This window comes from Streptomyces sp. NPDC058877 (assembly GCF_042742855.1).
Taxonomy (GTDB): domain Bacteria; phylum Actinomycetota; class Actinomycetes; order Streptomycetales; family Streptomycetaceae; genus Streptomyces.
In genome coordinates this window covers 1-25,899 of the sequence record NZ_JBHYMF010000002.1, presented here as the reverse complement: position 1 = coordinate 25,899, position 25,899 = coordinate 1, and the positions used below count along the sequence as shown (strand labels likewise).

Genomic DNA, 25,899 nt, shown 5'->3' with positions numbered 1-25,899 from the left:
CCGGTCATGGTTGATACCCACCCAGCCTTCCTGGGGCGACGGAAATATCTTCGCTACAGGACCTGACGCACGGCGGCTCCACGTCACCACGCACTCCCGCATCCGGGGTTACCGTGCTCCTACCAACCTGGGCCCTTTCCTCGGGGCCCTGAACAGTCTGGGGGGACCTTGAGAAGACGGACTGTCACCGCGGCGGCCGTGGCCGCGTTGGCGCTGACCGCGTGCTCAAACGCTTCGTCGGAGGGGAAGTCAGGGCACACCGCGCCTCCGCCGGTGATCACGGAGACTCCGCCACCGCTGATCACGACGGCTCCAGAGGTCGAGTACACGCCCATGCCCATCACGGCGTCGATCGAGTGCACGGGCATCGACACCGAATTCAGCACCCCCGACCAGGCATGGTCCGGCAAGTACCACCTCTGCGAAGGCACCGTTTCCGGGGACGAACTCAGCCCGAAGGAGCAGAAGGCCCTCACAACCGCATACGGCGAGAGCGACGATGGCGACATCAGCCCGCTCGGCACCCTCTACTCGATGTGCGCCCAGAACGCGACCGACAGCTTCGGCTACCTCGAGGACGCCGGCTCGCCCGAGCAGATCGCCGAAGTCCGTGGCGCACTCCTTCTGTGCCCCGACCACCCGCAAAAGGGTCGCATCACAACGCTGCTGGCCAGCGCCGAGAAGGACAACCGGCTCTTGGCAGAGGGCAAGATCTTCGGGTCCGGCGTCCTCACCATCGGTAAGGACGTGCAGCCCGGTACCTACGTCACCACCGACGTGGAGAACTGCTACTGGGAACGCACCGACCGGAACGGCAACCCGATCGACAACTACTTCACTGCCGGCGCCGCCCGTGTCCAGGTGACGATCCGCGCCAGCGACTACTCCTTCAACAGCGAGGGCTGCGGGGAGTGGAAGCCCGTCGAGTGATGGCGACACATTCCTGCTCGCCCACCCAGCCCATGCCGCCATGTCACATGCACGTACGAGAGCACTGACGCAGGCCCATCGGGATAGGTAGGCTCACACAGCCCGAGGGTACAGATACACGAAGCGGCCCGGCCTCCCCCTCATACGGCGTGGGGGAAACCGGGCCGCTCGGCTATGCACGTCAGGCGGAAAGTTCACCCGCTGCCACGCTGGTCACGAAGGTGGACCAGGCGGTCGGCGAACTCTCGAAGGCCGGGCCGTTGCTCTGCTTCGAGTCACGGGTGCCGATGGTGCCGCGCTCGGTGAGGTCGGCGACCTCGACGCAGCTGTTGCCGTTGCCGCCGCTGTACGACGACTTGAACCAGTCGCCGGCGGGGGCGAGGTCCAGGGAGGTGAGGGCCATGTCTCAGATCTCTCGGGCTAGTTGGTGCAGGAATTTTGACGTCTCTTCGGTGGAGAGAGCGCCATCCCGCAGGGCATCGAACCTGCGGGAGTACGTACGGATCTGGTCCGCCTTGTCGGTCATCCGCACCTCACCATCCGGCATGTCCATCTGCACGATGGTCGGAAGTCCCTCATCGAAGTCGAGGACGGCGAAGTCGGACGGGCAACGGTAGGTTGCCTTGTCCAGCGGAATCATGTGGATGAACACGTTGGAGCGGGTGGAGAGGGAGGCTAGCTCCTCGTACTGCTCGCGCATCACCTCCGGACCGCCGACCTCGCGACGGAGAGCAGCCTCATCGAGTACGACTCGGAACTCAACCGGATTGTCCCGCGTCAGGATCTCGCGGCGCTCCATGCGTACCTCGACGCCACGGATGACCTCCTCGGTGGTCATCTCATCGACGGGCTTGTGAGTGGCGAAGAGCGCCTCGGCGTACCCCCTGGTCTGAAGCAGCCCGTGGACCACGTTGGGCTGCCAGGCCCTTATCGCCTCCGCACCGTCTTCCAGGCCGACGTAGATCTTCATTCCGGAGGACATGGTCCGGGCGTAGGAGGACCACCATCCTCGGGTCTGGCCGTCCCGGTGCAGGTCGGTGAAGTGCTTGAGGTCACCCTTGTCGGTGATACCGAAGTGCTCCAAGACCGTGATCAGGTCCGCGGCCCTGCGGAACGCGGACTGGCCGAGCTCGACGCGCCTGTACTGCGCCTCGGAGATCTCCAGGCCCTCCACGGCCGCCTTCGGTGTGGAGAAGCCGGCCTGCTTACGGACCTGGGTGAGCTGCTTGCCGAGCTGCATTCGCCGAACTGTCGGCCCAGTAGGCGCCGCCACGTGCTGTCCTCCTGTCTCATCAAGTTCGCCGGATCCTGCCTACAGTCCGGCTGATGCGAGTGACGGTCCTGCCAATTTAGGTGACAGTTCGGCACTTTCGGGGGACTGTTCGCCGGATCGGGACATCGGCCCCGAGTTTTGCACCTCACGTCCTCCTTGCAAAGCCCATGACATACCCAACGGCATATGCCATTTCAAGTGGAGTTTTCACTTGGGGGTTGCAAAGCAACTGTCGCATGGAGGACGGTAGTTCCGCTACGGAAAGCAACCGGCCCAGTCGCAAATCGTGACTGTGTCAGTCACTTCGCTGCGGCCGTGCGGCCATGGCCGCCGCCCAGGTCCTGGAACAGCAGCCGTTACCCAGTCCCGACCAGCCGAGGTCGATCATGAAGATTCACCAGAGCACCACCACGCTCGTAGAGGCGGCCAGTCCGGCCCGAAAGCGGCTGGAGCGGTTACGCCGCTCCCTGAACAGCGACACCACCGGTGGGGGTGCGGGAAGCCGGGTGGTCCTGTACGTAAAAACCCTGCCGGGCGAAGACCCGGAGCCACACTTCCAGCAGCTGCGCGCCAAGGCAGCCGGCCGGAAGTGGGCCGTGCGGTGCACGATCCACGATGACTCAGGAGAAATCGTTCCCACCCAGAGTGCGGCGTGGAACGAGCTGATGAAGGCCTTGGCCGGCGGCTTCGCCCGAGGCGTGCTGGCCCCGACGTACCGGCACATCAGCGTGGACGAGGCGTACTACGAGACCGCGCTCTATGGCGTCCACAAGCACCGCTGCTTCACCTCGCTCCTTGTACCGGAGCCGTCGACTTGAAGGAGCCCAGCCCGCTGGCTCGATGACCGCGGTGTGGGGTGGCGCCAGATCCTCGGCCAGATCCTCTACGTCGTCCTCGTCAGCGCGCTCGTGATCACGCTCGCCCTGTACGGAACAAGCCTCTGAGGAGTGCACGATGAGCGCGCTGGACATGCGCACCCCCGGCCGCGCCTTGGCCGCGATCGTCCCTGAACCCGCCGAGCCCCTGGCAGTGAACCTGTTCGACGCCGCGCTCGGGGACACCGTCGAGCGCCGCTTCGAACCGGCCCGGCTGCACCGCGTCACCATCACCCCCACCAACGATGCTCATGAGCAGAGGGGCTGTTCATGATCCTTGTCCCCTCCTTCGCCCGGGCTCTGCCCGACTGGGACCTCGCCCACCGGCAGGGGGCGATTCCCCAGCCAATCGGTGAACGCGAGCTGTTCTACTTCCGCGACCGCACTGAGGCCGCTTCCGGTCAGGTCGCGGTCGACGTCGGTACGGGGTTGGGGATGCTCGCCTGCCGGATGGCCAAGTTCGGGCTGCGTGTCACCGGCTACGACTCCTCCGCGACCGCGATCGAGCGCGCGCATCGGCACCACGCTGGGCACTCCACTGCGAAGTTCGAGCTCCACGACTTCAATATCGACCCGATTCCGCCGCGTCTCGTACCGGGCAGCGTCGACATCGTGACCTGCCGCCACGTACTCCAGTTCCTGGACGCGCCCAGGTTCCTCACCGACGTCCGTCGGTGGCTGAGCAGAACCGGGGTGCTGCACGTGACGACGGCCGTCGCCGAGAAGCTGCCCGCCGGCTCGAAGACCCACGCCCTACCCGAGGCCGCAGTGCAGGAACTCGCCATGGGCTGGGCCTCCTGCGACCGCTACGACCTTGCCCCCAACGGCATGGTCACGGCCGTGGTCCTGCGCGGCCCACACGGCTGAACTGCCCCGAACTCGCTCCCTGCTTTCGTGCCTGCTCCGATACCCAAGACGGGGCTGCGAGCCAGGCACGACACCGCCTCCCTCTACCGGGTGCTACCTCTCACCTCAGGAGCTTCCGGGCCCGATCCCACTTTCCCGAAAGGCAGCCCATGAAGACCTCCAACACCATTCTTATCGCCGCCGCCACGGCTGTCGTCGGCATCTGGCGCGCCGAACGTCGGCACCGGGAGGAAATCAACCTCAGCAAGAAGCAGCACCGTCAACAGCTCCGACTCGGCACCGCTGCTCTCCATCAGCGACTGCTTGCGGCCATCGCAGCCGATCCCGAGCACTGGCAGCTCTGGGCCAAGGAAGGCATCACCCCAGAAGAGCTCGGCAAGATGGTGAGAGTCAACAGCCAGGTCAGCCTCACCCACCTCAACTTCGAGCTGGGATTGATTAGTTCGAAGAAGCTGTACGTACAAGCCCGCAGCCTCATGGAGCGGCCCGCCGTCCAAGACTTCTGGAGCAAGACCCGTGCCTTCCGGTCTGAAGAGTGCGGAGACTGGGCCAGCCAGAAGTTCATCTCGGTCTTCGACCGCGAGCACGCCGCGGCCATCATCAATTCCTAGAGAGCACCGCCCCGTAGCCGCCAAGGGCGCCGGCGCTCACACGGCTTGATCCACGGCCTCTTGGCCGACGCCGAGGCTGCCTTCTGGCCAAGGGGTGGCCAGTGCAAGACGAACTCCTGACCGTCCAGACTCCGCCTCAACCTGCCTTCGGAACGACACACCGCGTCCACCACGAAACGCAGCCCAGGCGAACATCACCTCCGTCCGGTCGAGCCACCCTCTCTCCAGCGGACACGAGGGAAGAGCAGCCGGCCTTTCTCCACGACAACCCCAGGCCCCTTGGCAGGAAGCATGTCCATCACAGCCATATCGGTGCAGCCCAAGAGACTCCCAGACTCCAACAGCGCAGGTACCCCGATGGTGTACGCCGACAGTCCTGAGAACGAGGTAGGAAGGGTTGGTGTCTCCTTCGCTAAACGGCGCGCGGTTCTTCTGCACAGTCTGCGTGCCCTCTTACGGCAGCACCCCATCGGTGCGGCCTTGCCAAGCGTCCGAGAACTGGCCGAGCAGCTCGGTCAAGACCAGCGGTACGTGTCTTCGGCGATGGCGCAGTTGGACCAGATGGGAGAGGTCTACAGCCCGGCAAGATTGCGGTGCGGCCAACGACGTCGCCTGGGTCCGCACGAGCAGCACCCCAACGACGTTGCCTTCGACCGGGCCGTTCGATCCGGTATCGAGAGCGGCCGGCACAAGGCGGGCACGCCACTCCCAACCGCGATCCTCGCCCACCAGCATGGCTTGGCTCCGGAGGTGATACCCCGGGCTCTCCGCATGATCATCAGGGACAGGCTAGTGGCCTTCCGGGAGAACCCACACGGACCTGGCTACTACGTTCTGCCCACAAACGGAGGGTCTGAGTAGGACCAGGGGCGGGCTGTGGTGAGCATGTGCTCCGTCCCGCCCCTTGCACCACCTGTACGACCGGCACAGCGATCTGGACCATCTGGAAGCACGGTGGAGTCGGGAGGAGGCGGTCTCGATGAGCACGCCGACGGGATCGGCGCTCAAGCGGGCGCGGCTGGAGAAAAACCTCACGCTTGAGGAGGTGGTCGCGGAGCTGAATGCGATTACAGGCGGAACAAGCGACACCAGTCAGCTCAGTGCATGGGAGTCTGGGCGGCGGCGAACAGGGCTGCGGAACCGGCGTGGTCTGGTCGAGTTGTACGGGAAGCCGAGCGAGGTGCTGTTCGCTCACCAGGACGGGCGCAGCGGTGTCGCGCAGGCCCTGAATCAGGTACAGGGCACGCTCGTGACGCGGTGGTCCGATCTGGTGGAGGCGATGATCACAGTGGTGTCTGACGCTCGTGAGCACCTGGTGGTGACCGGCAGCCGGAGTCGCGAGAAAGCGTACCTGGGGGCGATCGAGACGGCCGTTGCACAGAACCCGGATCTGGTGCATACCCGTGTGCTCTACGGTCCGCCGCGGCACCCGGAGCTGGCCGAGCACCTGGTGCGGCTGATGGAGTTGAGGGATCCGGCCGAGCGCCGCAACGGGGTCCGGACGCTGAGCATCGGGTTTGTCGAGCGCGGGGAGACGCTGGAGAGGTTCTTCGTGGCGTCGGAGAAGCAGGCCGTGGTGCCGCTGCCGTCCCTACACAGTGCGGACGGCTTCGACTGCGGCATCGTCCTTGAGGGCGAGGCGGCGGCTGGTCTTGTCCATCACGGGCGAGAAGCGTGCGCGGCGGCGCGACTGCTGGGCACGATACGGGACGTGCGGGAACTGCCCGTGCGCCGCAGATAGGAAGTTGGTGGAAGGGCATGATCGGTGGCCCTCGGGAGGTCGGGCAGGACGAGACGATGCGGTCGGTGGTGGGGCTTGCGCAGGAGTTGGTCCGCCGGCCGAGCCGTGGCGGGATCGACGACTACGTCCCCGTTCTTGATGTCCTGGAGCAGTGGTTGACCGGCCGCGCGGTGCCGCACCGGCGCCTGCACGACGGTGCGGGCGCCCTGGTCGGGCTCCTGGCCGAGGTCACCGGTGACCGGCCGGGGCCGTGGTGGACGCTTGACGCCTGTGTGGACACCGCCTCGTACGGGGACCTGACCCGCTGGTCCTTCGCCCCGGATTCCGGCGCGGTCCGGGACGGCTGGTTGCTGGGACGGGGCGCGGCCGACTCCAAGCTTGCTGCCGCGATGTACTGCCACATCGCCGCCGATCTCGCCGCCCGCCCGCGTGCCTTCGCTGGTGGCCTCGCCGTGCTTTTGGACGTGGACGAGCACACCGGCAACTTCGGCGGCGCCCGTGCCTACCTCGCCGACCCTCTTGCCGCCCGGCCGGCCGGAGTGATCATCGGTTACCCCGGCATGGACGAGGTCGTGGTCGGTGGCCGCGGCCTGTGGCGCGCCACGATCGCCGTACACGCGCCGTCCGGGCACTCCGGCTCCAGCCGCACCGTCATCGGCGCCATCACCCGTGCCGCACGCTTGGTGGGCCTGCTCGACGCGGCCGATCTGCCCGGTGCTGACAGCGCCTCGGGGTTTCCGCTTGGACCGAAGCTCACTGTCACTGCCTTCCACGGGGGCGAGGGCTTCTCCGTGACCCCCGACCGGGTCGACATCAACGTCGATGTCCGCACCACCCCCGCCTTCGACGCGCACGACGCCGAAACCCTTGTGCGCAAGGCGGTGGCCGAGCTCGACGCCGAGCTCCCCGCCCCCGTGCCGACGGAGGTCGCCGAGGTGGCGTCCTGGCCGGCGTTCCGGCTGGAGGAAGACGAGCAGCCGGCCGCCGCCCTGCTGTCCGCGGCCCGGTCAGCAGGGCTCGATGTCCGGGCGAAGACCGCGGGCCCCTCGAACATTGGCAACCTCCTCGCAGGGCACGGCATCCCCGCCACGGCAGGTTTCGGCATCCCCTACGAGGGTCTGCACGGCATCGACGAGCGTGCGTCTTTGGCTGAACTCCCTCAGGTGTATGCCGTGCATCAGAGGGCTGTAGTGGATCTGCTGGGCGCACATTGATTGCCCCCACTTTTCCCCCAGAAAGTCACCACCTTCGGCTCTACTGATGGCGGCTCGCGCTCGGTGTCATAGATGTGCACCACCCAAGAAGGCACCACCGACACCAAGGAGGCCAGCCATGACCGAGCAGACCCAGACCACCGTCCCCGCCGTCGACTTCACGGCCGAGGTCAACACCCACCCCGTCGCCGAGCTCACCCTCGGTACCTACATGGGTCGCTCCGACGACAAGGACAACTACTTCGAGGGCTGACCTGCCCGATGCCATGCCCGTCCGGGGGCCGTCGCACTGCGGCGGCCCCCGGCCCCATGTCCAGGTGTCGGCAGATCGCAGCCGCCCCTACTTTTCCCCTAGGAAGTCACTAACTCACGCTCTAAGAAAGGGAGTTCAAAAGCGGTGTCATAGATGTGCACCACCCAAGAAGGCACCACCGACACCAAGGAGGCCGGCCATGGCCGAGCAGACCCAGACCACCGTCCCCGCCGTCGACTTCACGGCCGAGATCAACACCCACGACGTCGCCGAGCTCACCCTCGGGCGCCAGACCTTCAACGACTCCGACAAGGACAACTACTTCGAGGGCTGATCAGCCCCGGCGTCACACGAACCCGGGGGTCGTCGCACTGCGGCGGCCCCCGGGCCCGTTTCCGGAAACGAGCAGGAGGCAGAGAGGCATGAGAAAGCAGTGGCTCGCCGGCGGTCCGGCGACCGGGGACAGCGGATTCACCGTCGCCGGTTTCGACAGCGCGCGCACCGGCCCCGGGAGCCGCGTGCGCAGCGCGGTCGAAGGCGGCGCCGCCGTGGTGGTCGTCGGCGACTGCCCGGTGGAGGAGAAGGAGCTGTACGGCGCGCTTGCATCCGTACGGGCGGGACGGTGGGAGAACCTGACGGGCTGGCCGGGCTCGTACTGGGTGGTCGCTGGCAACGAGCGCGAGCAGTTCGTCTGCGGGGACCTGGCCGGGCTCCGGCCGGTCTACTACACCGCCGACGGCACATGGGCGACCCACCTGCGTCGTCTCGGGACGCCGCTCGTAGCCGACCTGGCGCTGGCAGCCGCGCGGATCGTCGCAGGAAGCGACCACTGGCCCGACCGCAGCCCCTACGAGGGGATCAGCCTGGTGCCGGGCGGCTACGGCCTGCTGCTGCGCGCCGGGCAGGTTCCGCAGCTCCTCGATATTGCCGCGATCCGGCCGGTCGAGGACCTGCCGTCCGGCGCCGCGCAGTTCGGATCCGCTCTCGCCCAAGCGGTTCAGTACCGGGTGAAGGCTGCGGGCGGGACGGTGGGCGCGGACCTGTCGGGCGGTCTCGACTCCTCCGCGGCCGTGGTTCTTGCCTCCCGTGTCGGTCAGGTGCACGCGGTCACCTACACCGACGGCTACACCAGCGCCGAGGATGCGTCCTTCGCCGCCCGGATCGCTGAGCACACCAACGTCGAGCACACCATCGCGCACGGCAGCGACGAGGACCTGCCCTTCTCCTTCCCCGTCGGCCAGCCGACGGGCCTGGAACCGGCCATGGGTGCCGCCCTGTTCGAGATGGATCGCACCTACCTCGCTCCGGTGGCCGGCCTGCCGCTGCACCTGACCGGGCACGGCGGCGACGTCGTCTTGGACGCGACTTCCTCGGTCTGGGTCCGGCTTCTCCAAGACGGGCAGCGCCGCGCCGCGCACCGGCAGGTCGTCGCCTATGCCCGGATGCGGAACATGGCCCCTGGTCCTTTCTGGAAGGGCCTGCGGGAAACCGCTGCGCTCGGCCGGACCGGCGTGCTGGAGAAGGCCGTCGAACAGCTGGAGAAGAACCGGCCGCAGCCCACGCCGGGTATGGCGGGGTGGTCCTGGTGCCGTCTGGGCCCGGCTGCGTCCTGGCTGACCGCCGACGGCCGCGCCCAGGTGGCCGCACTACTCCGGCAGGCCGCCGCCGACACCTCCCAGCCGGAGAAGGCCGACGAGTTCGACCAGTGGACCGCGCTCCGTTTCACCGGCGCCGCCGAGCGCGGCTGGTCCCCCTACGCCGACGCTCTGGGCGTTCGCCCCGTCCACCCGTACCTCGACAACACCGTGGTGCGCGCCGCATTCGCTATACCGCCTGCGGCCCGCCGCGGCCTCTACACCTTCAAGCCACTGCTGGCCGCAGCCCTGCCCGATCTGCCCGACTGGCTGCTCGGACGCCGCTCCAAGGGATCCTTCACCCCTCAGCGGATCGTGGCCTTCCAGCAGCACCGCACCCAGTTGGACGACCTCCTCACCGTCAGCCCTCTGATCACGACCGGCCTGTTCGACCACGAGGCCGTGGCCGGCACCCTCGGTCACCTCGGGCAGGGGCGGACCCCGATCGGCTCGGCAGACATGCACCAGATGCTGACGGTCTCCTGGTGGCTCACCGGCACGCACCCCTTCACGGGGGCATCGTGCTGACCCCGGCCGGCCACATCCACCACGCCACCGACGAGCACGGCATCGTCCTCCTCGACGTCCGCACCGCAACGTGGTCGATGCTCGGCCCGGACGTCTCCCGCATCTGGAAGGCGATCGTGGTCAACGGCACCGCCGACGGCCTCGCCGACGAACTCGCGATCCCCACCGGCCGCGACCCGCACGCCGTCCGCCAGGGCATCAACAACCTCGTGAACCAGTGGAAACAGGACGGAATCCTCATCGACCCCACCCACGCGCCGCAGCGAAAGTGGTGGCGACGATGACCCAGATGGTCCCCGCCCCACTGGACACCCCCACCCTGCCCGAGCGGGCCGTCGCCACCATGGGACTCGCCCTTTCCCTCGCGCTCGGCCGCCTACCGCTGAGACACCGCATCGCCGCCATCCGCACCCTGCACCGCCTGCCGGCCGCCAGCCGCGGGCGAGTCATTCGCCTCGACACGGCCGTGCGCCACATCACCCCCACGTGGTGGACGGGCCGGATCGCATGCATGGAGATCAGCCTCGCCACCGTCCTGGCCACCGCCCTCACCGGCCGCCGCGCCTCCTGGGCCCTCGGCGCGCGTCGACTGCCCGACGCCGCGCATGCCTGGGTCGACACTGCCGAGGGGCCCGTCGGCCACGACGCCGGCGACGGCGCGGACCGGCCCTACACACGCGTCCTGTCCGTCCCGTAGAGACGCGCTGAGAACGGCCGTGGCCCCGGGAGACACGCCTCCGCCTTCCCGGGCCACGGCTCCTCGATCGAGTGAATCTCGTAACGCAAAGTTGACGGCCTGATTGTCTGACCGGCCCTGATGCACACAGACAGCCGACAATCCCGTTGCCCCACAACGTCACGGCGCGCGTTCCTAGGCCCGTGAGTTCTACCGCCACCATCGCGCCGCCGGCCGCCGTCGGCCAGCCCCCCGTCATGCGCATGGCCTCCGACCGGTACCAGGACGCCAACGCGACCATGTCGACCGGGGCCATCGCCCGCCGCCTGCCGAAGACCCTCGGCGAAGCCATCCGACTGGGCTGGGCCACCGACCACCGCGCCGTCCTGACGCTGGCCGCCTGCCAGGTCGCTGCCGCCCTGCTCACCGCCGCCGCGCTCACCGCGACCACCCGCGTGCTGGCCGGCCTGTTCACCAACGCCGACATCCTTGCCGGGCTGCAGAACCGCACCGGGGCCCTGGCCGTCCTCTGCGCCGCTCTGTGCGGCCGATACATCTTCGACGCCGCCGCCCGGGCCGCCGCCGCCCGCCTGGCCCCGAAGGTCGTACGGGAAGCCGACCTCCGCGTCATCGCCGCCTCCACCGCGGCCGAACTCGCCGCGTACGAGGACCCCGAGTTCGAAAACGCCCGCCAGGCCGCTGCCGACGGCGCCGACAAGACCCGCGACCTGATCCTCGACGCCCAGCTCCTCACCTCCGCTGCCGCCCAGATCGTCGCCGCGGCTGCCGTCGTCGCCCTCCTCCACCCCGCCGTCCTCGGCCTGCTCCTGCTCGCCGCCACCCCCTGCGCCTGGGGCGCCGTCCGCGCCGCACGGATCGAACACGACGCGCACCACCGCAACCTCGGCGACTCCCGGCTGCGCAACGTCTTCCGCTCCTACACCACCGAACAGACCACCGCCGACGAGGTCCGCGCCGGCACCATGGCCGACTTCCTCACCAGCCAGTACCGCATCATCTCCGGCCGCCTGGAAGCCGAGCAGCTCACCGCCACCCGCAAGGCCCTCACCGTTCGCGGCATCGGCGACGCCTTCACCGCCCTCGGTACGGCCGCCGCGTGGGCCGCGCTCATCCTGCTCGTCTCCACCGGCCGCATCGAACTCGCCGCCGCCGGCGCCGCAGCCCTCGCCCTACGCACCGCCTCCGCCGCGCTCTCCACCACCGTGCGCGCCGGGGCCGGTCTCTTCCGTACCTCGCTCGCCGTTGGAGACTGGCACCGCTTCCTCGCCGTCGCCGGCCCCTGGACGGCCCGCCGAGGCACCGCCCGCATCCCGGAAACCGGCCCCGAAGTGATCAGCGTCAAGGACGCCACCTTCATCTACCCCGGAACCGATCGGCCCGCGCTCTCCGACATCAGCCTCGACCTCAAGCGCGGTGAGGTCATCGCCCTCGTCGGCGAGAACGGCTCCGGGAAGACCACCCTGGCCAAGCTCCTGACCGGTCTGTACCTCCCGACCAGCGGAAGTGTCCACTGGGACGGCATCGACCTCGCCCAAGCCGACCCGGCCACCGTGTACCGGCACCTCGGGCTGGTCCCGCAGGACTACACCCGCTGGCCGCTCGACGCCCGCGCCAACATCCACCTTGGCCAGCCCAGGCCAGAAGGTGACCCCGCCATCCACGCTGCAGCCGAAGCATCTGGCGCCGACGCAGTCATCGCCCAGCTCCCCAAGGGCCTCGACACGTCCCTCGCGCGCTCCTGGTGGGGCGGGCACGACCTCTCCGGCGGGCAGTGGCAGCGCCTCGCCATCGCCCGCGCCTTCCACCGCGACGCTCCCGTCCTCGTCATGGACGAACCCACCGCCGCCCTCGATGCCCGGGCAGAGCACCGCATCTTCACCCGCCTCAAGAACCTTGCCACCGGCCGGGCCACCCTCTTCATCACCCACCGCCTCGCCAACGCCAGACTCGCCGACCGCATCATCGTCATCGAGGGCGGACGCATCATCGAGACCGGCACCTATCACGAGCTCACCCAGCGCGGTGCCAACTCCACGTTCCACGAGATGCTGCAACTTCAAGAAGGCGCAGAGTGAACGGGCTGGACTGAAGCCCTACGCCACGTCGGGACGAGGCCCGAACGAGCGCCTGCACCTCGGGTGGGAGATTGGCCACTGCGCGGCCTCCTCCACGCTTCTCACCGAACCGGCTGCCACGTCCGGATCGTTGTGCCGCGTCCACCCGCACCCGACGCTGTCGAAGACCTCGACGTGGCTCACGCCGACCTCGCGCGCCCTGTTCAGCGTCCCCGCGTTGTACGCCACCGCCGACTTCGCCAGCGCCGCCGCCTCCGCCCACGTCCGCACAGGCACCCGTGCCCCGTTGCGGTAGACGACGTGATTCACCCCCTGGCCCTCCAGCCGCTTCGCGAGCTCCCGCGCGCTCTGCACCGCGGTACGGTTCCCGGCTGCCAGCAGGGGAACCTCTCGCCGGGCCACGGCGCGCACTGCCCGGTACCACTGGTTGGCCATCCGCTCCGCTTCCTGGGAGCGGCGCAGGAAGTCGTCGTAGCTGTCGGCGGCGAGCGACTGCAGCGCCTCGGTGTGCATCACCGTCCACCCGAACGGCCGGCCCGGGTCCACGGCGGCGGCCCGCGCGCCCTGCTCGTACAGGTGCGGGAGCTGCCGCTGTACGAACGCGCGGGCCTCCTCGTCCGCCCGGGTCGCGAATTCGGCGATCGACTCCTTGAACTCCTCCAGGGTCTGCAGGACGTACGGAAGCCTCCAGCGGACCGTGATCGAGGTCAGTACCTTCTCCTGCGCGTCGGCGAGCCTCTGCCAGGCGTCCTGCAGAACGACGGCGACACGGCGAGCCACCTCGTCCGGGTCGCCCGGGGTCAGCGGCGGCCACTCGTAGGTCATCGTCCTCCCCTACCAGCGGCGCCGGGCCGGACGCAGCGACGCGACGACCACGACCGGCGGCCCTTCCTCGCTGGTCGTGGTCTCGTCGGGGGCTACGGCACCGCTCACCGAGGTGATCTGCCGTTCCAGCCCGGTGAGGTTGCCCGAGTTGTCGACCGTCATCACGCCGTCGACGGTGAGGCGCAGCGGCTCGGCGAGCAGCCCGGCTCGCCGCTCCGCCAACACCTCCAGGGCCACGGCGCGCGCCGTCCCGAGACGGGTGTACCGGGCCTCCAGGTCTGTCATGTCCGTCTCGGGCCCGAGCTGCGCGAGCAGCCACGTCCGTACCGCCTCGTCCACCAGTCTCCTCCTTGCATGGTGAAGGGCGCGGCGCCTCCCCTCGTGGGCGCCGCGCCCCGCTCGTTACTCCTGGGCCTTGCGGCTGGTCCGGGGCGGAGCCGCCGGCTTCTCCGTCACCGCGGGGTCCGGTTCGACCTCGACCTCGGGCTCGGGCTCATCGTCCGGAATCTCCGGGAGCGCCCCGTCCTCCCATGCCTTCGGCGCTGTGATCATCCGCGCCACCGCCGAACTCGGCTCGTCACCTGGCAGGAGGATCACCCGCTCTCGCCGTTCCGGGTCGTACACGTGCACTGTGCTCGCCAGCCGCCCCATGTCAGATCACGCTCGCAACAAGGTGAGCGTCAGGCGTGTGCATGACCGGCATCGCCGCGGCGGCGACCTTGGTCCAGATCTGGCCCGGATCGGTCTGGATGCCCCTGGTGACGATCAGGCCCGACGCGTCCTCCCGGAGAATCTCGGGATTGGTGCCGCGCGTCAGGTTCAGAGAGTCCCACGTCCGGCCCCACTGAATCTGTGCCCACCGCTCTCGATTCGGTGGCACGTAGATCCACTTGTCGTCCGGGAGCACCTTCTGGGCGACCCCATCGACACGGACCTGTGCCTTGTAGAAACGCACCGGCGGCAGGCCATACGTGGCACGCACCGACTGCACCTGCGCCGGATTCAGGGTCGCTGTCGGCGTGGTCGACGGGCTCACCGACTGGTAGAACGCTGCCCGATACGCGTGGTTGTTCGCCAGTGTCGCGTATGCCTTCTTCGACGTGAGGACGAACTCGGGCTCGGGAACGCCGAGGTCGTCGAGGTACTGCAGCCAGCCCAGCTCGTCCGCGATCGGGTCCGCGTTCTGGGCGTCCGTCCACGGCACGGCCGCCGTGACCCGGTTTCCGGCCGGCATCCCGTAATCGGCCTCGGTGATCAGCCTGTTCTCGTTGATGGACAGCTTGCCGTCCAGCAGAACATCGGCGGCGGCCAGCTCCAGCCGGGAGTGGACGGACTCCACGTGCCGCTCGACATCGTCGTACAGCAGCTCGACCAGCCGGTCCTGGTCGGCGCCCCGCTCGGCGTCAAGGAGTAGCTGTTCCTGCTCACCGACAATGAGCTTCTGGCCCATCTCGATGAGGGCGCCTTCGCGGACGTTCGACCACGCCTCGCGGGACGCGATCGGCACCGAGGCATCGTAGGCCCGGTACTTCGCGCTGTTGACGTACCGCCCGTTGTCACGGATCCGCCACTTCACCTCGTTGACGCTGAGAGAGGGGAACACGGTCGTCTGCAGCAGGAAGTCCGCAGGCGTCGGGATCGCCCGCGCGAAGGTGGTGAGGTCCTTGACCGACACGTCCTTCAAGAGGTCCTGGATCGTCATGGGGGGTGCCTCCTTACACGAAGCGGATCTGAGCGGAGGTGGGCGAGAGCGTCACGTCGGCCGGGACGAGCGGGCCGCCAGTGACCTTCGCCGCGTGGACGACGCCGTGCCACAGCAGCGCGGCCGGCACCCGGGTCTGACCGGGCGCGAAGTACGCCTCGGCGAAGACGAACCCGGCGAGCTCCTGCGTGCCGTCGGCGTTCGCCTTGTCCCACAGCCCGTACAAGCCGGTCGCGGTGATCCGGCCTACAGGGACGCCGGACAGGAACCGGCTGTAGGGCTGCACGGGATCGGTGGACGCCACGTAGTGGGTGCCCGCGGTGAACTTCGACAGGTCGAGCGTGATCGTCTCGGTCTGGTCGGTGCCGTGCAGCGACGCGAGCCAGTCACGGTTCGCGGTGTACGTACTCGACCGGGAGATCGGCTGGATAGACATCCTGCTCCTGGTGAACGTGGTTGGGCACACGCTCACCAGGTGGCGACGTCGTCCACGAAGGAGAAGGGCGTGGTCCCTGGTCCGGCCTTGTCCCGCCGGTGGGAAGTCTCGCGAACGGTTACAGCTACTCGGCGGCCTTGAGGTGGCCGCGTCGGCGCGCCATCTCAAGGCCTCCGGATCCTGCCTTGGGCTGGCCGCTGCCGCGCAGCGGCGGCCCGCCGGCAGGAGAACCTCCGGGCGCCGGCGGCGGGGTGATCTGCCCCGGCTGCCCAAACAGCTCCGGGCGGCGCTGTGCCAGTGCTGCCGCCGCGTCCGCCACGGTCTGCTCGTCGGCGTCGTCCGCGACGGTGAGCAGCAGTTCGGCGTCAGCGAGGTTGTCGCCGCTCGCGCCGAGGGCAACCAACGCGCCCCTGCGGACGGCCGCTCGCTCTCGGGCGGCGGCGGCGCGTTCGCGGGTCTCGGCCGCCTTCGTCGCATCGGCGGCGGCCTGCTCACGGCGCTCGATCTCGGTCAGCTGCGCCTGCTGTGCCTCGCGCTGCGCCGTCACGAACGTGGCCAGCTCGTCGGGCTTCTCGAAGCCGAGCTCTCCGAGGAGCTTCTTCACGGCTGTCCGGCCGCCCTGGTCCTTCTCCCGGGCCAGCAGCCGCGCGAGTGTGTCCTGATCGACCACCACCCCCGTGCCGGTACCGGACGGGTTCGGTTCGCTGCCGGGTTGCGCAGACGGATCGGTGGGCGCAGCACCCAGGATCGGGAAGATCGGACGTCCGTCACGCCGGTGTCCGAGGGGCATCAGGGGGTCGGGCAGCGGACGGGCCATGGTGGTGTCCTCCAGCAGCAGCGCCCCCGCGCCGTGATCCAGTCTAGCCACTTCGGAAATCGCTCATGAGGTCCTGTGCCCGCAACCTAGGGTGCGGGCCATGACTGACACTGCATGGTGGAACGGAAACTACCCGCCGGACGCCCGAACCCGGGCCTTCGTGGACATGGCGATGGACCAGGTTGAAGGCTGCCGCGACTACCTCACCGACGGCAAGGACATGCCCGGTGTGCTGCGCGTCGCGTGCATCGAGTCGTTCTGGGTGAACGTGCGGCTCCTCGTGGAGTACCTGGTGAAGTTCACTACCCACCCTGGTAACACCGACGCCCGCGCCCTCGTGTCCGACTGGCAGAAACCGACTGGTGACGTCGCCGATCGGCTGATCGGGGACTGGAACACAGCCAGTGCGCACGTGATGCACTTCGGCAAGGTGCGCACGCCCGAGGATCTGGCCGACATCGTCCTGGTCTCGGACGAGGACTACGAACGGATCGCCAGCGATCTGCGCACCGTGTACGACGAGTTCTGCCGGGCTTTGGACGCACCTCACTGATCGGCCGGCTTCGGCGGCAGTAGCGGCACCGGCGGCACACCTGGGTTCGGCTTCGGCAGGCCCAGGTACTCGCGCACGGCAGCGTTGTCGCCGGTGGCATCCGCAAGGCGCGCGGCCTGCTCGAAGGCCCTCTTCTGAATGCGCTGGATCTCCTCGGCCGCGTCTTCGATCGGGTAGCCCGCGTCCTGCAGCATCCGTACGCCGGTCTCCAGGCTGATCACGCCCTTGGTCACGCCGGTCACCACGTCGGTGAGAACTGCGGTCCGGTCGGTCGGGGTAGGCGGGCCCCACGACAGTTCCGCAGGCAGGCACTCCCCCGCAGGCCATGCGTGTCCGGCCTGGTGGAGGCGCTGCACCATGCGCAGCAGGATCTCGTACTTGTCGGCGCGCGCAAGCCGCATCGCGCCGACGAGGGAGTCCAGCGGGCTCAGCGCGAGCTGGAGCGCGTATCCGGACGGCACTTCGGTGGGGTCGAGCAGGCCAAGCCCGGCAGCGGTGAGCCGGCTGTTCGCCGCGATCCGGTCCTGGAGGTGGTCGATGCGGGAGCGCAGCTCCGCCAGCTGAGGCGAGGTGTCGAGCGTGTCCATCCGGCCGGACTCGTTCAGCTCCCACACGGAGCCCGCCTTCACCTTCACCGGCAGCGGCTGGCCGGTGCTCCGGTCGATGGGCAACCGTGCACCAGCGAGCGCGATGATCGGACTACCGGTCGTATCCGACGCCGACGCCGAGTCCGTATCCGTCGCGGCCAGTTCATCCAGGGCCTGGAGGACCAGTGCCAGGGTGCTCTTGCCCCAGTGCTCTCCCACGTCCGGGATCAAGTTCGGAATGTGGACCACGGGCAGGAAGTCCACCTGGAGGTCCAGGCGGTCGAGGATCTGGCCGTCGGACCGTGTCCGGTACCTGGCCTTGCTCTCGGGCAGGGTGTAGACGTCCTGACCTCCCTTGAGGTCGTCGAGTACCCACTCGGCGTCCGTCAGGTAGCACGTCAACGGCGACGGCCCGGCAGCCCACGGATAGACGCGGGTGATCTGCCCGGTCTCGACGTCGAGGGTGTCGCCCGCCGTCAGCACCGGTGTGCCGTCCTCCGCGAGGACCGTCTCCCGCGCCGGCTGCCCGTCGATGTCGGCACCGGAGCGGGTGGCCGGCCGGATCTGCCCCAGTTCGTAGGTGATCCGACGTACCCGCTCTTTCAGGCCCTTGGCCGGGTCAGCGGGAAGCCCCCATGCGAAGTGCACCCGCGTCGGGTACTCGGCAATGTCCTGCTCGCCCTCGTCCCACTCCGGGAAGTACCAGCCCGGGTCGTACGTACGCAGCAGGACGCGGTTCTTCTCGGGCGCCCACGACAGCGCGTACACGGCGTCGCCGCAGCGGACTGCGCACCGCTCCGCCTGCTGGATACGCAGCAGGAGCTGTTCCTTCTTCGCCCACGCTCGAAGCCGCTCCTGCAGCTCGGCCGCCGCCTGCGCGCCTTCGACTGGGGTCTCCTCGTCGGCGTGCTCCGCGCCCGGGACCACGACCTTCTGGTCCGAGCCGAGGAGGTAGCTCACCGCCGCGTCGATGAGCCGCGCCGGGTCGCCGAGCTCGCGACGTTCGAGTCCGTCTTCGTCACCGTACGCGGCGGCCAGCTGCCCGGCCTGGTTCTGGTCGTAGGCAACAAGCATCTTGTACGCGGTCAGCCGGCGCAGGTCGTCGTCCGGGATCCACTGCCTCGCCAGCTCGGGGAACACGCGTCCTGGGTCGGACGTCGTCTCCTTGTAGTTGAGCCAGCTCCACGCGTCGATGAACAACTCGCGCAGACCCACAGCGCCTCCAGGCGTCCGAGCCCCGCGCCCGTACCGAGCAGCCTACGCACCCTGGCGGGGTCAGCGGCGCCCTTCCAGGCGTTGATCGTTGCTCGGGCCGACGCGGCCGGGCATGTCGAGGAATAGGTCCCACAGCGCCCATACCGCCGAATCAAGAAGGTCGGGCGAGTCCTCCGTCTCGCCGAGGCCAACGAACGTCAGCATCTGCTCCTCCAGTTCGGCGAAGCCCCGCGGCGGGCCGACGTGGTGGATGCGGGCCTGCTCGTAGAGCTGGGCTGCCGGCGCGGCCCGGGCCCGCTTGCCTCGGGTGGCGTGGACGATCCGCCACGGCACCCGGGGGTCAACCTGCTCCAGGAGCGCCGGCAGGTACTCGCCACCGTTGTTCGCCTCGATGACCACGCAGTCCGCCTTGTGCTCGTGGTACAGCGCGGCAGCCCGGCGCATCGCGGCCGTCGGGGTGAGGCGCTTCTCCTCGGCGTGCAGGACGTACCCGCGGGGCCGGTTGTCTCCGTACGTCGACACATACGGGGTGCCGCGTCCGGCGACGGTGAACCCGGTCAGGTCGGCGTTCTCGTGGCTTTTGGTCGCCGGGTCCACTCCGATGACGATGCGGTCGAGGTGCGGCACGTGCTCGCGCGGGAGGCGAAACCCTTCGACTTCGAGCATCCAGCCTGCCCACAGGGCGCCTTCCACGTCTTCCAGCAGCTCGCCGGACAGCTCTTGGCGGCCGAGGCGGGTGCCTGCGTACTCCTCCTCCAGTTCTTCACGAGCGGCCATCGACAGGTTCGCGTCGTTGTCGGACATGTGCCCGCGGGTCAGGAGCACGCGCGGCGGCGGCCCGCCTTCGCGGTGACGTTTCTCCTGGGCCCGGCCGCGCTCCACGAGCTTTTTCACGTGCGGGAGCGGCTTCGGGGTGGTCGAAAGGATGACCTGCGGGTTGTCGGCCTCGCGCAGGCAGAACCAGAGCATGTCGTAGACCTCCTGCGCCGTGTGCCGCGACCAGGCCGCGTACTCGTCGCACCAGCCCTTATCGAAGGCCCAGCCGCGCAGGTTGTCAGGGGTTTCGGCGCCGAACCCGCGGATCATCGTGCCGTTCTTCAACCACAGCGTCGTGTCACCGAGGGAGCTGTTGAAGCGGAGGATGTCCTCGGGCGGGATCACGCTCAGCAGACCGGACTTCGGCGACAGGAAGCAGATGTCGCGCACGAGCGTCGCGTTCTTCGCGATCACCGCGATCTGCTGATTCGGGGTGGCAGCCCACTCCCGCACCGACTCCGCCGCTGTGCGCGTCTTGCCCCAGCCTCGGCCGGTGAGCAGCAGCCACGCCGTCCACAGCCCGAGCGGAGTCCGCTGGGCGGCACGGGCGTGGTTGTGGAACCAGCCGGCGTGCGGCAGGCCGTTGCAGCCCTGCCGGTCGCACGCCCAGCGGCGGCGGGAGACTTCGTCGGCCTGGATCAGAGCGGCGACTTCCTGCTGGAGCTGCCGCTCACTCATGGCCCGCGGGTCGGGCAGGGCCTCGATGCCGCGTCGGCGCGCCCATCCTCTGCGCGTCACGCCTCCTCCTCCGGCGTCTCACCGATGCGACGCTCCAGTTCGCGACGCAACTGCTCCATGCGGGCGTGGCGCTCCTCGTCGCTCATCTCGCCGGCCTGTAGGACGTTGTCGTCGACGGCGTCGGGAAGCGTCGTGCCGTCGGGAGAGAGGACCTTCCGTTCGATCTCGGCGGCGACCTGGAAGTACCGCAGGAGCTGGTCAGGGGACAGCTCGCGGGGGTCGAGGGACTGGAGGCGGGCGACGACCTTGCCGAGGAACGCCTGGCTGATCTTCACGTGACGGCGGGCGGCGGCGCGGCGGGCGTCGGCCTGCTCGGCGAGGAACACGCGGTCCTGCTCGCGGTCCCACGCCTGGGCGCGCAGGACCCAGGCGTGGGCGGAGGACCAGCGGGCGATCAGGGCCCGGGACTTGTTCAACTCCCGTGCCACTCGCGTGATACTCCGGGCGGGGCCCATGTCCCGGTACGCCGCGAACCCCGCGAACGCCACCGGCGACTCGTCGGTCTGGCGGTCCCACGGGTCGTTGTCGCTTCCTGCCACCGTCCGGCTCCTTGCCCTGCGCTCCTTCCTGTCGGGTTACTCCTCGTCGTCTCCGCCTGCCGTACCGGCCCACACGTCCAGGGCCCGCCATGGTTCGTCCTCGGGAACGTCGCCGGCGCGGACCAGGTCGGCGATCGCCGTACGGACGGCGGCTGCGGTGGCGGTCGGTATCTCGCGGAGGCCAAACACGGTCTCGATCGGGGCCGTGCCGTCTCGGGACGCGGAGCGGGCCTGCGGGTCGTACCAGCCTTCGGAGAGTTCCGTCAGGTGCCGCTCGAAGGTGTCGAGGATGACCCCGAACGCCGTGGCTGCGTTGCCGATCTTGTAGGCGGCGCGAGTGGTCTCCAGCGCGTCCAGGACACCTTCGTACTGGGTGAGGGCCAAGCCCCAGCGGGCGTCGGCGGTGCCCGTCTTCTTCGCCTCGTCCAGGGCGGCTTCGGCTCGCTCCAGCTCGTCGGGCAGGAAGACGATCGTGACGGTGGCGAAGTCGAGGTTCGCCTCACCAAGGCCGCCGACGTCGACCTTCTCCAGTAGCTCCAGGGCCTTGTCGTCCAGGCCCGTGTACTGCCGCCACTCGACGGATTCCAGCTCCTCGTACAGCTCCTTGAGGATCGCAGGATCGTCCTGGCCCGCGATGGCGTTGTGGGAGAGCTGGAGCGCGATCTGCCGCTGCCGTGGCAGCGGGTCGGTTATCTCCAGCCAGCCGATGCGGGTCAGGCCGGCCTCGATCGCGGCCATCGTGCGGTGGTTGCCGGACAGCACGATGCGCCGTCCGGAGTCGGCGTCGTTCCAGACCAGCGGCGTCGAGGTGAGGCACCCGTCCTGCCGGATGTTCTCCACGAGCTGCTTGAACTGCTCATGCGGCAGAAAGCGGGCGTTGAGGTCGAGGAGGGTGAGGTCTCGGGGATCGCCCTCTACGTAGGCGGGCGGGGTCAGTTGCTCGGTCACTTCTTCTCCTTCGCGGCGGCCGGGGTGGTCTTGGGGGTGCCCCACTTGGTGGTCCAGGTGTCGAAGGCTTCGGCGAGGGTGTGCCCGCCCATCGGCCCCTGGTACTGGAGCTGGTAGGCGTAGCCGGACTCGTTGGAGGGGCCGCGCTTGGTGAGCTTGAGCAGTCCGCGGTACTTCATCGACACGGGCTTCTGGGTGAACGCGGTCGTGGCCACAGCCCGGATCCGCTTGGAGAAGGCGCGCTGGCAGAGCAGTTGGGCCTCGGTGCTCGTTGCCGCGAGAACGACCAGCTTCGACAGGCGGGGGTAGTCCGTCGGAGCCACCGCGAAGTCGGACAGCAGGTACGCCTCGTCGGGGGTGTACGAGGACGGCGACATGGCGAAGACTCCGACGATCCGGCCGCCGGCACGGACCGCGACGGACAGGTGCGCCGAGCCGGGCGCGATCTTCGGGTTGAGGTAGCGGGAGCGCAGCGCGTTGAACTGGGCGGCCGTCAGGAGGGAGAGGGTGAGCGGGCCGGTGATCTCCTCTCCCTGACGTAGGCGAGGAGCAGCGACCGGCTGGAGCGGCTGGCGGGGGGCGACGATCCGAGTGCGCGCCTTCGAGGCGTAGACGTAGAACGGCGCGGCCCGGGGCGTCGCCTTGATCACGCCGCGCAGGTGGGACTCCAGCTCGGGGACGTGGTGGTTGGACGCGGTGAGCCAGTACGGACGCTCGGTGATAGCTCCGAGGACGCTCACCACGTCGGCGTCCGTCAGGGGGGAGTAGGTCGGCGCATCCCAAGTGAAGTGGGCTTCTAGGGGGGCGTACAGCTTTTCGTAGCCGCCTCCGTAGAAGGGAGGGAAGGAGCACACGGGGGCAGCCTCGGGGACCCGCGTGAGCCACGAGCGGACGTCCTCGGCGTCGTACGAGGCGAGTTGGAGGTCCGTGGCCGACAGCTTCTCCACTGTCTCGGCGTGCATCCGCTCCCACTGTGCGCGATGCGAGGAGACGACCCGCTGGTGGTACAGGGTTTCGCGGCCCAGGGCGGGCAGGAACCGGGTGCCCAGCATCATGGTCGCGACCGTGCCGACCGCATCATCCAGGGAGTCGGCGAGCCAGCCGAGCTCGTCTTCGGACTCGGGGCGGAGCTGGATCCCGACGGGCTGCCGGGTCAGCCACCGGCCGATCGCACTGGTGTAGATCGACACGTCGGAGGAGTGGAGCTCGAAGCCGAGGTCCGCGATCGACCGTTCGATGGTGAAATTGCCGCAGCACGGGACGTAGACCGGGGCGCTGGCGGGCCACTCTCGGGCGGTCTCGTGGACTATGGCGCGCATGGGCTGAGGGATCGTGCCCTGGAACATGGTTCCCCTCAAGGCGTTCCCCGCGCCATGTGGAGGCTATCAGCGCAGGCCCTGGACACGACTGTGCGGCGGGGCGCCCTTGGGGGTGCCCCGCCGCACAGGTGTTGGGTGGCGGCCCGGTCGGTATGTCGGCCGGGCCGCCAGGAGGTCACATCAGCGGGATCTGCTCGTGGGTCAGTCGCGGTCCCAGTTCCCGCACAGCGTCGCCGGTGCGTTCCTGCCACCAGTCGGCGAACACCCGCCGGTGACACCAGAGTCCGGGCTTCGACAAGTCCTCGAAGCACAGCAGGACCAGGCGGTGATCGCCGGCGGCCGTGGCGACGGCATTGAGGAGGTCGGCGATCCGGGGAGCGCCAAGCTTGTCGAGGTCGGCGCGGTAGGCCGCGGTGAAGAGCGGCTCGGGCTCGTTGAAGTAGGCAGCGGCCGGAGCAAGCTCCGGCACCTGGTACTGGAGCTGGTAGGCGAGCTTGTAGCGAGGGTGGCCACGGGTGATGCGGACCGGCACCCCTTGGGCTATCTGGACGTCCGGGAACCGGTTCGTGAACAGGGTCAGCACGTGCTGCTGTCCTCTCTGGTGTAGTTGTGATCCCCAACGGGGGGCGCGCCCGCTGCCGTTGCGGCAGCGGGCGCTTTTGCTTTGGGTTAGCCGCCGGCCTCGATGTCTTCGAGTTCGGCGATGCGCTCGCGGCTGACACCCATGTCCTCATACACCGAGGCCGGCAGTTCGCCGTCCACGTCGTACGCGGTGATCCAGATCCTGCCCGCCGATCCCTTAACGACGACCGGTGTGACATCGGTCGACTACGCCGGCATGTGCCGAGGCAGTGCTATCTCCACGTCCAGGTCGGCGGAGGGAGATCCCAGACCGTCCAAGAGTGCCTGCAGCGTGTCGAGGAGCTGGCGCGCCGAAAAGAACTCGGTCAGCTGTCGTGCCGTCTGCTCGCCCATACGAACCCCCTGTTGAGTTAATAAAGAGCCCACCCCGATTGGGGTGTTTTGCTTGCTTCTCTTTAAACCTATTGGACGGCACTCCATAAAGCAATATTTTACCTCTTTAATCGCCCCATTGATTTCCTATTTAATTCTCTTGAATTTCACAGTTGGGCGAGGGGGTAGCGAGCCGAGGAGATGAGGGAGCGATCCCTGGCTAGCGGACACCGGCGGGGGCGTACGCACCCGATAGGCAGGCCCGAGGGGGAATGGATTCGCCGCCCGAAATCGCCCCGTACGCACCCACCTGCGGGACCCAACAGGTCCAAGGGACTACAAAAGGCTGCCCGTGTCACCGCACAGCACAGCGAGCACACCGCCCTGGTGGGCGATGTGCTCGCTGTAGATTGGCCGCCGGGCGGGTCCGGCCTCCTTCCGGACCCGCCCGGCCTCATGTCAGGCGTCCTGCTTCGCCGCGGCCCGGGTGCGGGGCGCGGCCGGCTTACGGGGGGCCACCTTCTTGGCGGGGGCCTTCCTGGCGGGGGCCTTCTTCTCCGGGGCCGCCTCGGGCTGGGTCTCCGGCTCCTCCAGGTTGTCGGCCTTGGCCGGCTCCTCACTCTTCGCCGGCGCCTGAGTGGTCTTGACCGCCTCCGCCCAGGCGACCTCCTTGGCCGTGGCGATGCCGTTGGCCTGGCGGAGCATCCGACGGGCCAGCGTCACCTGGCTGTGGAGCCGATCCATGACGCGGACGTATCGGCCGAGCTCCGTACCGAGGATGTCGGCCAGCTCCTCCGGCTTGGCGACCTTGGTCAGCTCATCGAGGAGCGGCAGCAGCCCTTCCTCAATCTTGCCAAGCTTGTCAGTGGCCTGCTTCTTCGCCTTCTCCCGCTTCTCCTTCTCCTCGACGGTGGGCTCCTCGTCGGTGATCATCGAGATTTGCTGCTCTGCCATTCGCAGCCCCTGGGCGAAGTTGGCGGCGTCCGCTTCACTGTCGAAGTCGCCCTTGAGGTAGCGCATGGCAGCGACCATCTGGTTGGCCGGGGAGAGCTGGGCGATGTGCCAGGCCAGGTTCGGCTTAATCTTGCCCTCCGTGACCCAGGCCGCGACCTCATCGCGCAAGGTGAGGAGCCCGATCCGCCACTTGATGTGCGTCTCCGTCTTGCCCCACTGGGCTGCAATCTTCTTGGGGTCCCAGCCGAGGGCCATCATGTCGGCGTAGGCGCCGGCCTCCTCCATGATCGTCATATCCTCGCGGTTCACGTTCTCCGCGACGGAGAGGATGAACGCCTCCACCTCGTTCAGGTTCTCCAGAACCCGGACGTCGACCGTGGCGATGCCGGCCATCTGGCAGGCCCTCCAGCGCCGCTCACCGGCGATGATCATGAAGCGCGCCTCACCCTCGCCCTCGAAGTCGTAAGGGCGGACAACAATCGGCTGGAGCAGCCCGTTCGCCTGAATAGAGGTAGCCAGCTCCTGCAGCGCCTCCTCATCGAAAAAGCGACGGGGCTGCTTCGGGTTGGGCGCGATCTCCTCGATACGGACGTTGGGGAAGGAGGCCGGGGTCTGGTTCTCGATCTCGGTCATTTCTTCTTCCTTTCACTTTGTTCGCCGTTCCGGTGAATCCGGTTTGATGCGGTCGAACTAATTAGAACCTATAGGCATTCAATCTTGAGGGCAATAGGAAATAGGGAAGAATTCAAAAAGAGAATTCGACACTCTTTTATTTCGTGTCCACATAAAGAGGGGCGC

General features: G+C 68.4%; 30 protein-coding genes. 14 read left to right on the top strand and 16 right to left on the bottom strand.

Annotated elements, in window-relative coordinates; genetic code table 11:
- The first annotated feature begins 273 nt into the window (after positions 1 to 273).
- Complete coding sequence (locus ACFW2Y_RS00725; RefSeq protein WP_384871441.1) at positions 274 to 930, top strand: hypothetical protein; 657 nt, start codon at positions 274 to 276, stop codon at positions 928 to 930.
- 181 nt (positions 931 to 1,111) lie between these two features.
- On the opposite strand, the gene ACFW2Y_RS00720 is transcribed toward ACFW2Y_RS00725, so the two are convergent.
- Both ACFW2Y_RS00720 and ACFW2Y_RS00715 read right to left on the bottom strand, forming a co-directional pair.
- On the bottom strand, positions 1,112 to 1,333 hold the full coding sequence (locus tag ACFW2Y_RS00720; RefSeq protein ID WP_384871438.1) for a DUF397 domain-containing protein: 222 nt from the start codon (positions 1,331 to 1,333) through the stop codon (positions 1,112 to 1,114).
- A gap of 3 nt (positions 1,334 to 1,336) precedes the next feature.
- Positions 1,337 to 2,170 (bottom strand): DUF5753 domain-containing protein, encoded by an 834-nt coding sequence (locus tag ACFW2Y_RS00715; protein ID WP_384871436.1) that lies wholly within the window; start codon positions 2,168 to 2,170, stop codon positions 1,337 to 1,339.
- Positions 2,171 to 2,589: 419 nt separating this feature from the next.
- Between ACFW2Y_RS00715 and ACFW2Y_RS00710 the strand changes: the two genes are divergently transcribed.
- From ACFW2Y_RS00710 to ACFW2Y_RS00695, 4 genes are all read left to right on the top strand, one after another.
- Positions 2,590 to 3,021 (top strand): hypothetical protein, encoded by a 432-nt coding sequence (locus ACFW2Y_RS00710; protein ID WP_384871434.1) that lies wholly within the window; start codon positions 2,590 to 2,592, stop codon positions 3,019 to 3,021.
- A gap of 136 nt (positions 3,022 to 3,157) precedes the next feature.
- The gene (locus ACFW2Y_RS00705; protein ID WP_384871431.1) at positions 3,158 to 3,352 is read left to right on the top strand and encodes a hypothetical protein; all 195 of its coding nucleotides are present in this window, start codon (positions 3,158 to 3,160) and stop codon (positions 3,350 to 3,352) included.
- The gene (locus ACFW2Y_RS00700; protein ID WP_384871428.1) at positions 3,349 to 3,945 is read left to right on the top strand and encodes a class I SAM-dependent methyltransferase; all 597 of its coding nucleotides are present in this window, start codon (positions 3,349 to 3,351) and stop codon (positions 3,943 to 3,945) included. Before ACFW2Y_RS00705 ends, ACFW2Y_RS00700 begins: the two co-directional genes overlap by 4 nt.
- Positions 3,946 to 4,094: 149 nt before the next feature.
- Positions 4,095 to 4,556: a DUF6082 family protein gene (locus tag ACFW2Y_RS00695; RefSeq protein WP_384871426.1), complete on the top strand. Its 462-nt coding sequence runs from the start codon at positions 4,095 to 4,097 to the stop codon at positions 4,554 to 4,556.
- Positions 4,557 to 5,009: 453 nt separating this feature from the next.
- On the opposite strand, the gene ACFW2Y_RS00690 is transcribed toward ACFW2Y_RS00695, so the two are convergent.
- A complete protein-coding gene (locus ACFW2Y_RS00690) occupies positions 5,010 to 5,291 on the bottom strand; it encodes a hypothetical protein (protein ID WP_384871424.1) in 282 nt (93 codons plus the stop codon).
- A gap of 244 nt (positions 5,292 to 5,535) precedes the next feature.
- Between ACFW2Y_RS00690 and ACFW2Y_RS00685 the strand changes: the two genes are divergently transcribed.
- The 8 genes from ACFW2Y_RS00685 (at position 5,536) to ACFW2Y_RS00650 (ending at position 12,698) form a co-directional block, all read left to right on the top strand.
- Positions 5,536 to 6,297 carry an XRE family transcriptional regulator gene (locus ACFW2Y_RS00685; RefSeq protein ID WP_384871421.1) on the top strand — a complete coding sequence of 254 codons (762 nt, stop codon included), beginning with the start codon at positions 5,536 to 5,538 and terminating at the stop codon, positions 6,295 to 6,297.
- Between the two features lie 17 nt (positions 6,298 to 6,314).
- On the top strand, positions 6,315 to 7,511 hold the full coding sequence (locus tag ACFW2Y_RS00680; RefSeq protein ID WP_384871418.1) for a M20 family metallopeptidase: 1,197 nt from the start codon (positions 6,315 to 6,317) through the stop codon (positions 7,509 to 7,511).
- A 118-nt stretch (positions 7,512 to 7,629) separates the two neighbouring features.
- Positions 7,630 to 7,764 (top strand): hypothetical protein, encoded by a 135-nt coding sequence (locus ACFW2Y_RS00675; protein ID WP_384871415.1) that lies wholly within the window; start codon positions 7,630 to 7,632, stop codon positions 7,762 to 7,764.
- Positions 7,765 to 7,963: 199 nt separating this feature from the next.
- On the top strand, positions 7,964 to 8,098 hold the full coding sequence (locus tag ACFW2Y_RS00670) for a hypothetical protein (RefSeq protein WP_384871413.1): 135 nt from the start codon (positions 7,964 to 7,966) through the stop codon (positions 8,096 to 8,098).
- Positions 8,099 to 8,186: 88 nt separating this feature from the next.
- Positions 8,187 to 9,926: an asparagine synthase-related protein gene (locus ACFW2Y_RS00665; RefSeq protein WP_384871410.1), complete on the top strand. Its 1,740-nt coding sequence runs from the start codon at positions 8,187 to 8,189 to the stop codon at positions 9,924 to 9,926.
- Positions 9,920 to 10,210 carry a PqqD family protein gene (locus ACFW2Y_RS00660; RefSeq protein WP_384871408.1) on the top strand — a complete coding sequence of 97 codons (291 nt, stop codon included), beginning with the start codon at positions 9,920 to 9,922 and terminating at the stop codon, positions 10,208 to 10,210. Before ACFW2Y_RS00665 ends, ACFW2Y_RS00660 begins: the two co-directional genes overlap by 7 nt.
- Positions 10,207 to 10,623, top strand: coding sequence for a lasso peptide biosynthesis B2 protein (locus ACFW2Y_RS00655; RefSeq protein WP_384871405.1), 417 nt, complete (start codon positions 10,207 to 10,209; stop codon positions 10,621 to 10,623). Before ACFW2Y_RS00660 ends, ACFW2Y_RS00655 begins: the two co-directional genes overlap by 4 nt.
- Positions 10,624 to 10,805: 182 nt before the next feature.
- A complete protein-coding gene (locus tag ACFW2Y_RS00650) occupies positions 10,806 to 12,698 on the top strand; it encodes an ATP-binding cassette domain-containing protein (protein WP_384871402.1) in 1,893 nt (630 codons plus the stop codon).
- An 18-nt stretch (positions 12,699 to 12,716) separates the two neighbouring features.
- Here ACFW2Y_RS00650 and ACFW2Y_RS00645 read toward each other — a convergent pair whose 3' ends face one another.
- The 6 genes from ACFW2Y_RS00645 to ACFW2Y_RS00620 form a co-directional block, all read right to left on the bottom strand.
- On the bottom strand, positions 12,717 to 13,523 hold the full coding sequence (locus tag ACFW2Y_RS00645; protein WP_384871399.1) for a phage minor capsid protein: 807 nt from the start codon (positions 13,521 to 13,523) through the stop codon (positions 12,717 to 12,719).
- A 9-nt stretch (positions 13,524 to 13,532) separates the two neighbouring features.
- On the bottom strand, positions 13,533 to 13,862 hold the full coding sequence (locus ACFW2Y_RS00640; protein ID WP_384871397.1) for a hypothetical protein: 330 nt from the start codon (positions 13,860 to 13,862) through the stop codon (positions 13,533 to 13,535).
- 63 nt (positions 13,863 to 13,925) lie between these two features.
- Positions 13,926 to 14,075 (bottom strand): hypothetical protein, encoded by a 150-nt coding sequence (locus ACFW2Y_RS00635; protein ID WP_384871394.1) that lies wholly within the window; start codon positions 14,073 to 14,075, stop codon positions 13,926 to 13,928.
- A gap of 100 nt (positions 14,076 to 14,175) precedes the next feature.
- On the bottom strand, positions 14,176 to 15,225 hold the full coding sequence (locus ACFW2Y_RS00630) for a major capsid protein (protein WP_384871392.1): 1,050 nt from the start codon (positions 15,223 to 15,225) through the stop codon (positions 14,176 to 14,178).
- A gap of 13 nt (positions 15,226 to 15,238) precedes the next feature.
- On the bottom strand, positions 15,239 to 15,661 hold the full coding sequence (locus ACFW2Y_RS00625; RefSeq protein ID WP_384871389.1) for a head decoration protein: 423 nt from the start codon (positions 15,659 to 15,661) through the stop codon (positions 15,239 to 15,241).
- Between the two features lie 124 nt (positions 15,662 to 15,785).
- Positions 15,786 to 16,529 carry a hypothetical protein gene (locus ACFW2Y_RS00620; RefSeq protein WP_384871387.1) on the bottom strand — a complete coding sequence of 248 codons (744 nt, stop codon included), beginning with the start codon at positions 16,527 to 16,529 and terminating at the stop codon, positions 15,786 to 15,788.
- 49 nt (positions 16,530 to 16,578) lie between these two features.
- Here ACFW2Y_RS00620 and ACFW2Y_RS00615 point away from each other — a divergent pair, with 49 nt between their 5' ends.
- The gene (locus tag ACFW2Y_RS00615; RefSeq protein WP_384871384.1) at positions 16,579 to 17,031 is read left to right on the top strand and encodes a hypothetical protein; all 453 of its coding nucleotides are present in this window, start codon (positions 16,579 to 16,581) and stop codon (positions 17,029 to 17,031) included.
- Here ACFW2Y_RS00615 and ACFW2Y_RS00610 read toward each other — a convergent pair.
- From ACFW2Y_RS00610 to ACFW2Y_RS00580, 7 genes are all read right to left on the bottom strand, one after another.
- Positions 17,025 to 18,833 carry a hypothetical protein gene (locus ACFW2Y_RS00610; RefSeq protein ID WP_384871381.1) on the bottom strand — a complete coding sequence of 603 codons (1,809 nt, stop codon included), beginning with the start codon at positions 18,831 to 18,833 and terminating at the stop codon, positions 17,025 to 17,027. The two genes, ACFW2Y_RS00615 and ACFW2Y_RS00610, sit on opposite strands and share 7 nt — an antisense overlap.
- Before the next feature lie 60 nt (positions 18,834 to 18,893).
- Positions 18,894 to 20,387 carry a terminase large subunit domain-containing protein gene (locus tag ACFW2Y_RS00605; RefSeq protein ID WP_384871379.1) on the bottom strand — a complete coding sequence of 498 codons (1,494 nt, stop codon included), beginning with the start codon at positions 20,385 to 20,387 and terminating at the stop codon, positions 18,894 to 18,896.
- The gene (locus ACFW2Y_RS00600) at positions 20,384 to 20,926 is read right to left on the bottom strand and encodes a hypothetical protein (protein WP_384871377.1); all 543 of its coding nucleotides are present in this window, start codon (positions 20,924 to 20,926) and stop codon (positions 20,384 to 20,386) included. The genes ACFW2Y_RS00605 and ACFW2Y_RS00600 overlap by 4 nt, the downstream gene beginning before the upstream one ends.
- Before the next feature lie 36 nt (positions 20,927 to 20,962).
- Positions 20,963 to 21,874: a ParB N-terminal domain-containing protein gene (locus tag ACFW2Y_RS00595; protein WP_384871374.1), complete on the bottom strand. Its 912-nt coding sequence runs from the start codon at positions 21,872 to 21,874 to the stop codon at positions 20,963 to 20,965.
- The gene (locus ACFW2Y_RS00590) at positions 21,871 to 23,220 is read right to left on the bottom strand and encodes a hypothetical protein (protein WP_384871371.1); all 1,350 of its coding nucleotides are present in this window, start codon (positions 23,218 to 23,220) and stop codon (positions 21,871 to 21,873) included. The genes ACFW2Y_RS00595 and ACFW2Y_RS00590 overlap by 4 nt, the downstream gene beginning before the upstream one ends.
- A gap of 148 nt (positions 23,221 to 23,368) precedes the next feature.
- The gene (locus tag ACFW2Y_RS00585; protein ID WP_384871369.1) at positions 23,369 to 23,776 is read right to left on the bottom strand and encodes a hypothetical protein; all 408 of its coding nucleotides are present in this window, start codon (positions 23,774 to 23,776) and stop codon (positions 23,369 to 23,371) included.
- An 830-nt stretch (positions 23,777 to 24,606) separates the two neighbouring features.
- Positions 24,607 to 25,734 carry a ParB/RepB/Spo0J family partition protein gene (locus ACFW2Y_RS00580; protein WP_384871366.1) on the bottom strand — a complete coding sequence of 376 codons (1,128 nt, stop codon included), beginning with the start codon at positions 25,732 to 25,734 and terminating at the stop codon, positions 24,607 to 24,609.
- Positions 25,735 to 25,899: the final 165 nt, after the last annotated feature.

Bases quoted from the DNA above. Each gene is read 5' to 3' on its own strand.
- ACFW2Y_RS00720 (WP_384871438.1), bottom strand. From the start codon at position 1,333: ATGGCCCTCACCTCCCTGGACCTCGCCCCCGCCGGCGACTGGTTCAAG.
- ACFW2Y_RS00715 (WP_384871436.1), bottom strand. From the start codon at position 2,170: ATGCAGCTCGGCAAGCAGCTCACCCAGGTCCGTAAGCAGGCCGGCTTC.
- ACFW2Y_RS00710 (WP_384871434.1), top strand. From the start codon at position 2,590: ATGAAGATTCACCAGAGCACCACCACGCTCGTAGAGGCGGCCAGTCCG.
- ACFW2Y_RS00705 (WP_384871431.1), top strand. From the start codon at position 3,158: ATGAGCGCGCTGGACATGCGCACCCCCGGCCGCGCCTTGGCCGCGATC.
- ACFW2Y_RS00700 (WP_384871428.1), top strand. From the start codon at position 3,349: ATGATCCTTGTCCCCTCCTTCGCCCGGGCTCTGCCCGACTGGGACCTC.
- ACFW2Y_RS00695 (WP_384871426.1), top strand. From the start codon at position 4,095: ATGAAGACCTCCAACACCATTCTTATCGCCGCCGCCACGGCTGTCGTC.
- ACFW2Y_RS00690 (WP_384871424.1), bottom strand. From the start codon at position 5,291: ATGCTGGTGGGCGAGGATCGCGGTTGGGAGTGGCGTGCCCGCCTTGTG.
- ACFW2Y_RS00685 (WP_384871421.1), top strand. From the start codon at position 5,536: ATGAGCACGCCGACGGGATCGGCGCTCAAGCGGGCGCGGCTGGAGAAA.
- ACFW2Y_RS00680 (WP_384871418.1), top strand. From the start codon at position 6,315: ATGATCGGTGGCCCTCGGGAGGTCGGGCAGGACGAGACGATGCGGTCG.
- ACFW2Y_RS00675 (WP_384871415.1), top strand. From the start codon at position 7,630: ATGACCGAGCAGACCCAGACCACCGTCCCCGCCGTCGACTTCACGGCC.
- ACFW2Y_RS00670 (WP_384871413.1), top strand. From the start codon at position 7,964: ATGGCCGAGCAGACCCAGACCACCGTCCCCGCCGTCGACTTCACGGCC.
- ACFW2Y_RS00665 (WP_384871410.1), top strand. From the start codon at position 8,187: ATGAGAAAGCAGTGGCTCGCCGGCGGTCCGGCGACCGGGGACAGCGGA.
- ACFW2Y_RS00655 (WP_384871405.1), top strand. From the start codon at position 10,207: ATGACCCAGATGGTCCCCGCCCCACTGGACACCCCCACCCTGCCCGAG.
- ACFW2Y_RS00645 (WP_384871399.1), bottom strand. From the start codon at position 13,523: ATGACCTACGAGTGGCCGCCGCTGACCCCGGGCGACCCGGACGAGGTG.
- ACFW2Y_RS00635 (WP_384871394.1), bottom strand. From the start codon at position 14,075: ATGATCACAGCGCCGAAGGCATGGGAGGACGGGGCGCTCCCGGAGATT.
- ACFW2Y_RS00630 (WP_384871392.1), bottom strand. From the start codon at position 15,225: ATGACGATCCAGGACCTCTTGAAGGACGTGTCGGTCAAGGACCTCACC.
- ACFW2Y_RS00625 (WP_384871389.1), bottom strand. From the start codon at position 15,661: ATGTCTATCCAGCCGATCTCCCGGTCGAGTACGTACACCGCGAACCGT.
- ACFW2Y_RS00615 (WP_384871384.1), top strand. From the start codon at position 16,579: ATGACTGACACTGCATGGTGGAACGGAAACTACCCGCCGGACGCCCGA.
- ACFW2Y_RS00590 (WP_384871371.1), bottom strand. From the start codon at position 23,220: ATGTTCCAGGGCACGATCCCTCAGCCCATGCGCGCCATAGTCCACGAG.
- ACFW2Y_RS00580 (WP_384871366.1), bottom strand. From the start codon at position 25,734: ATGACCGAGATCGAGAACCAGACCCCGGCCTCCTTCCCCAACGTCCGT.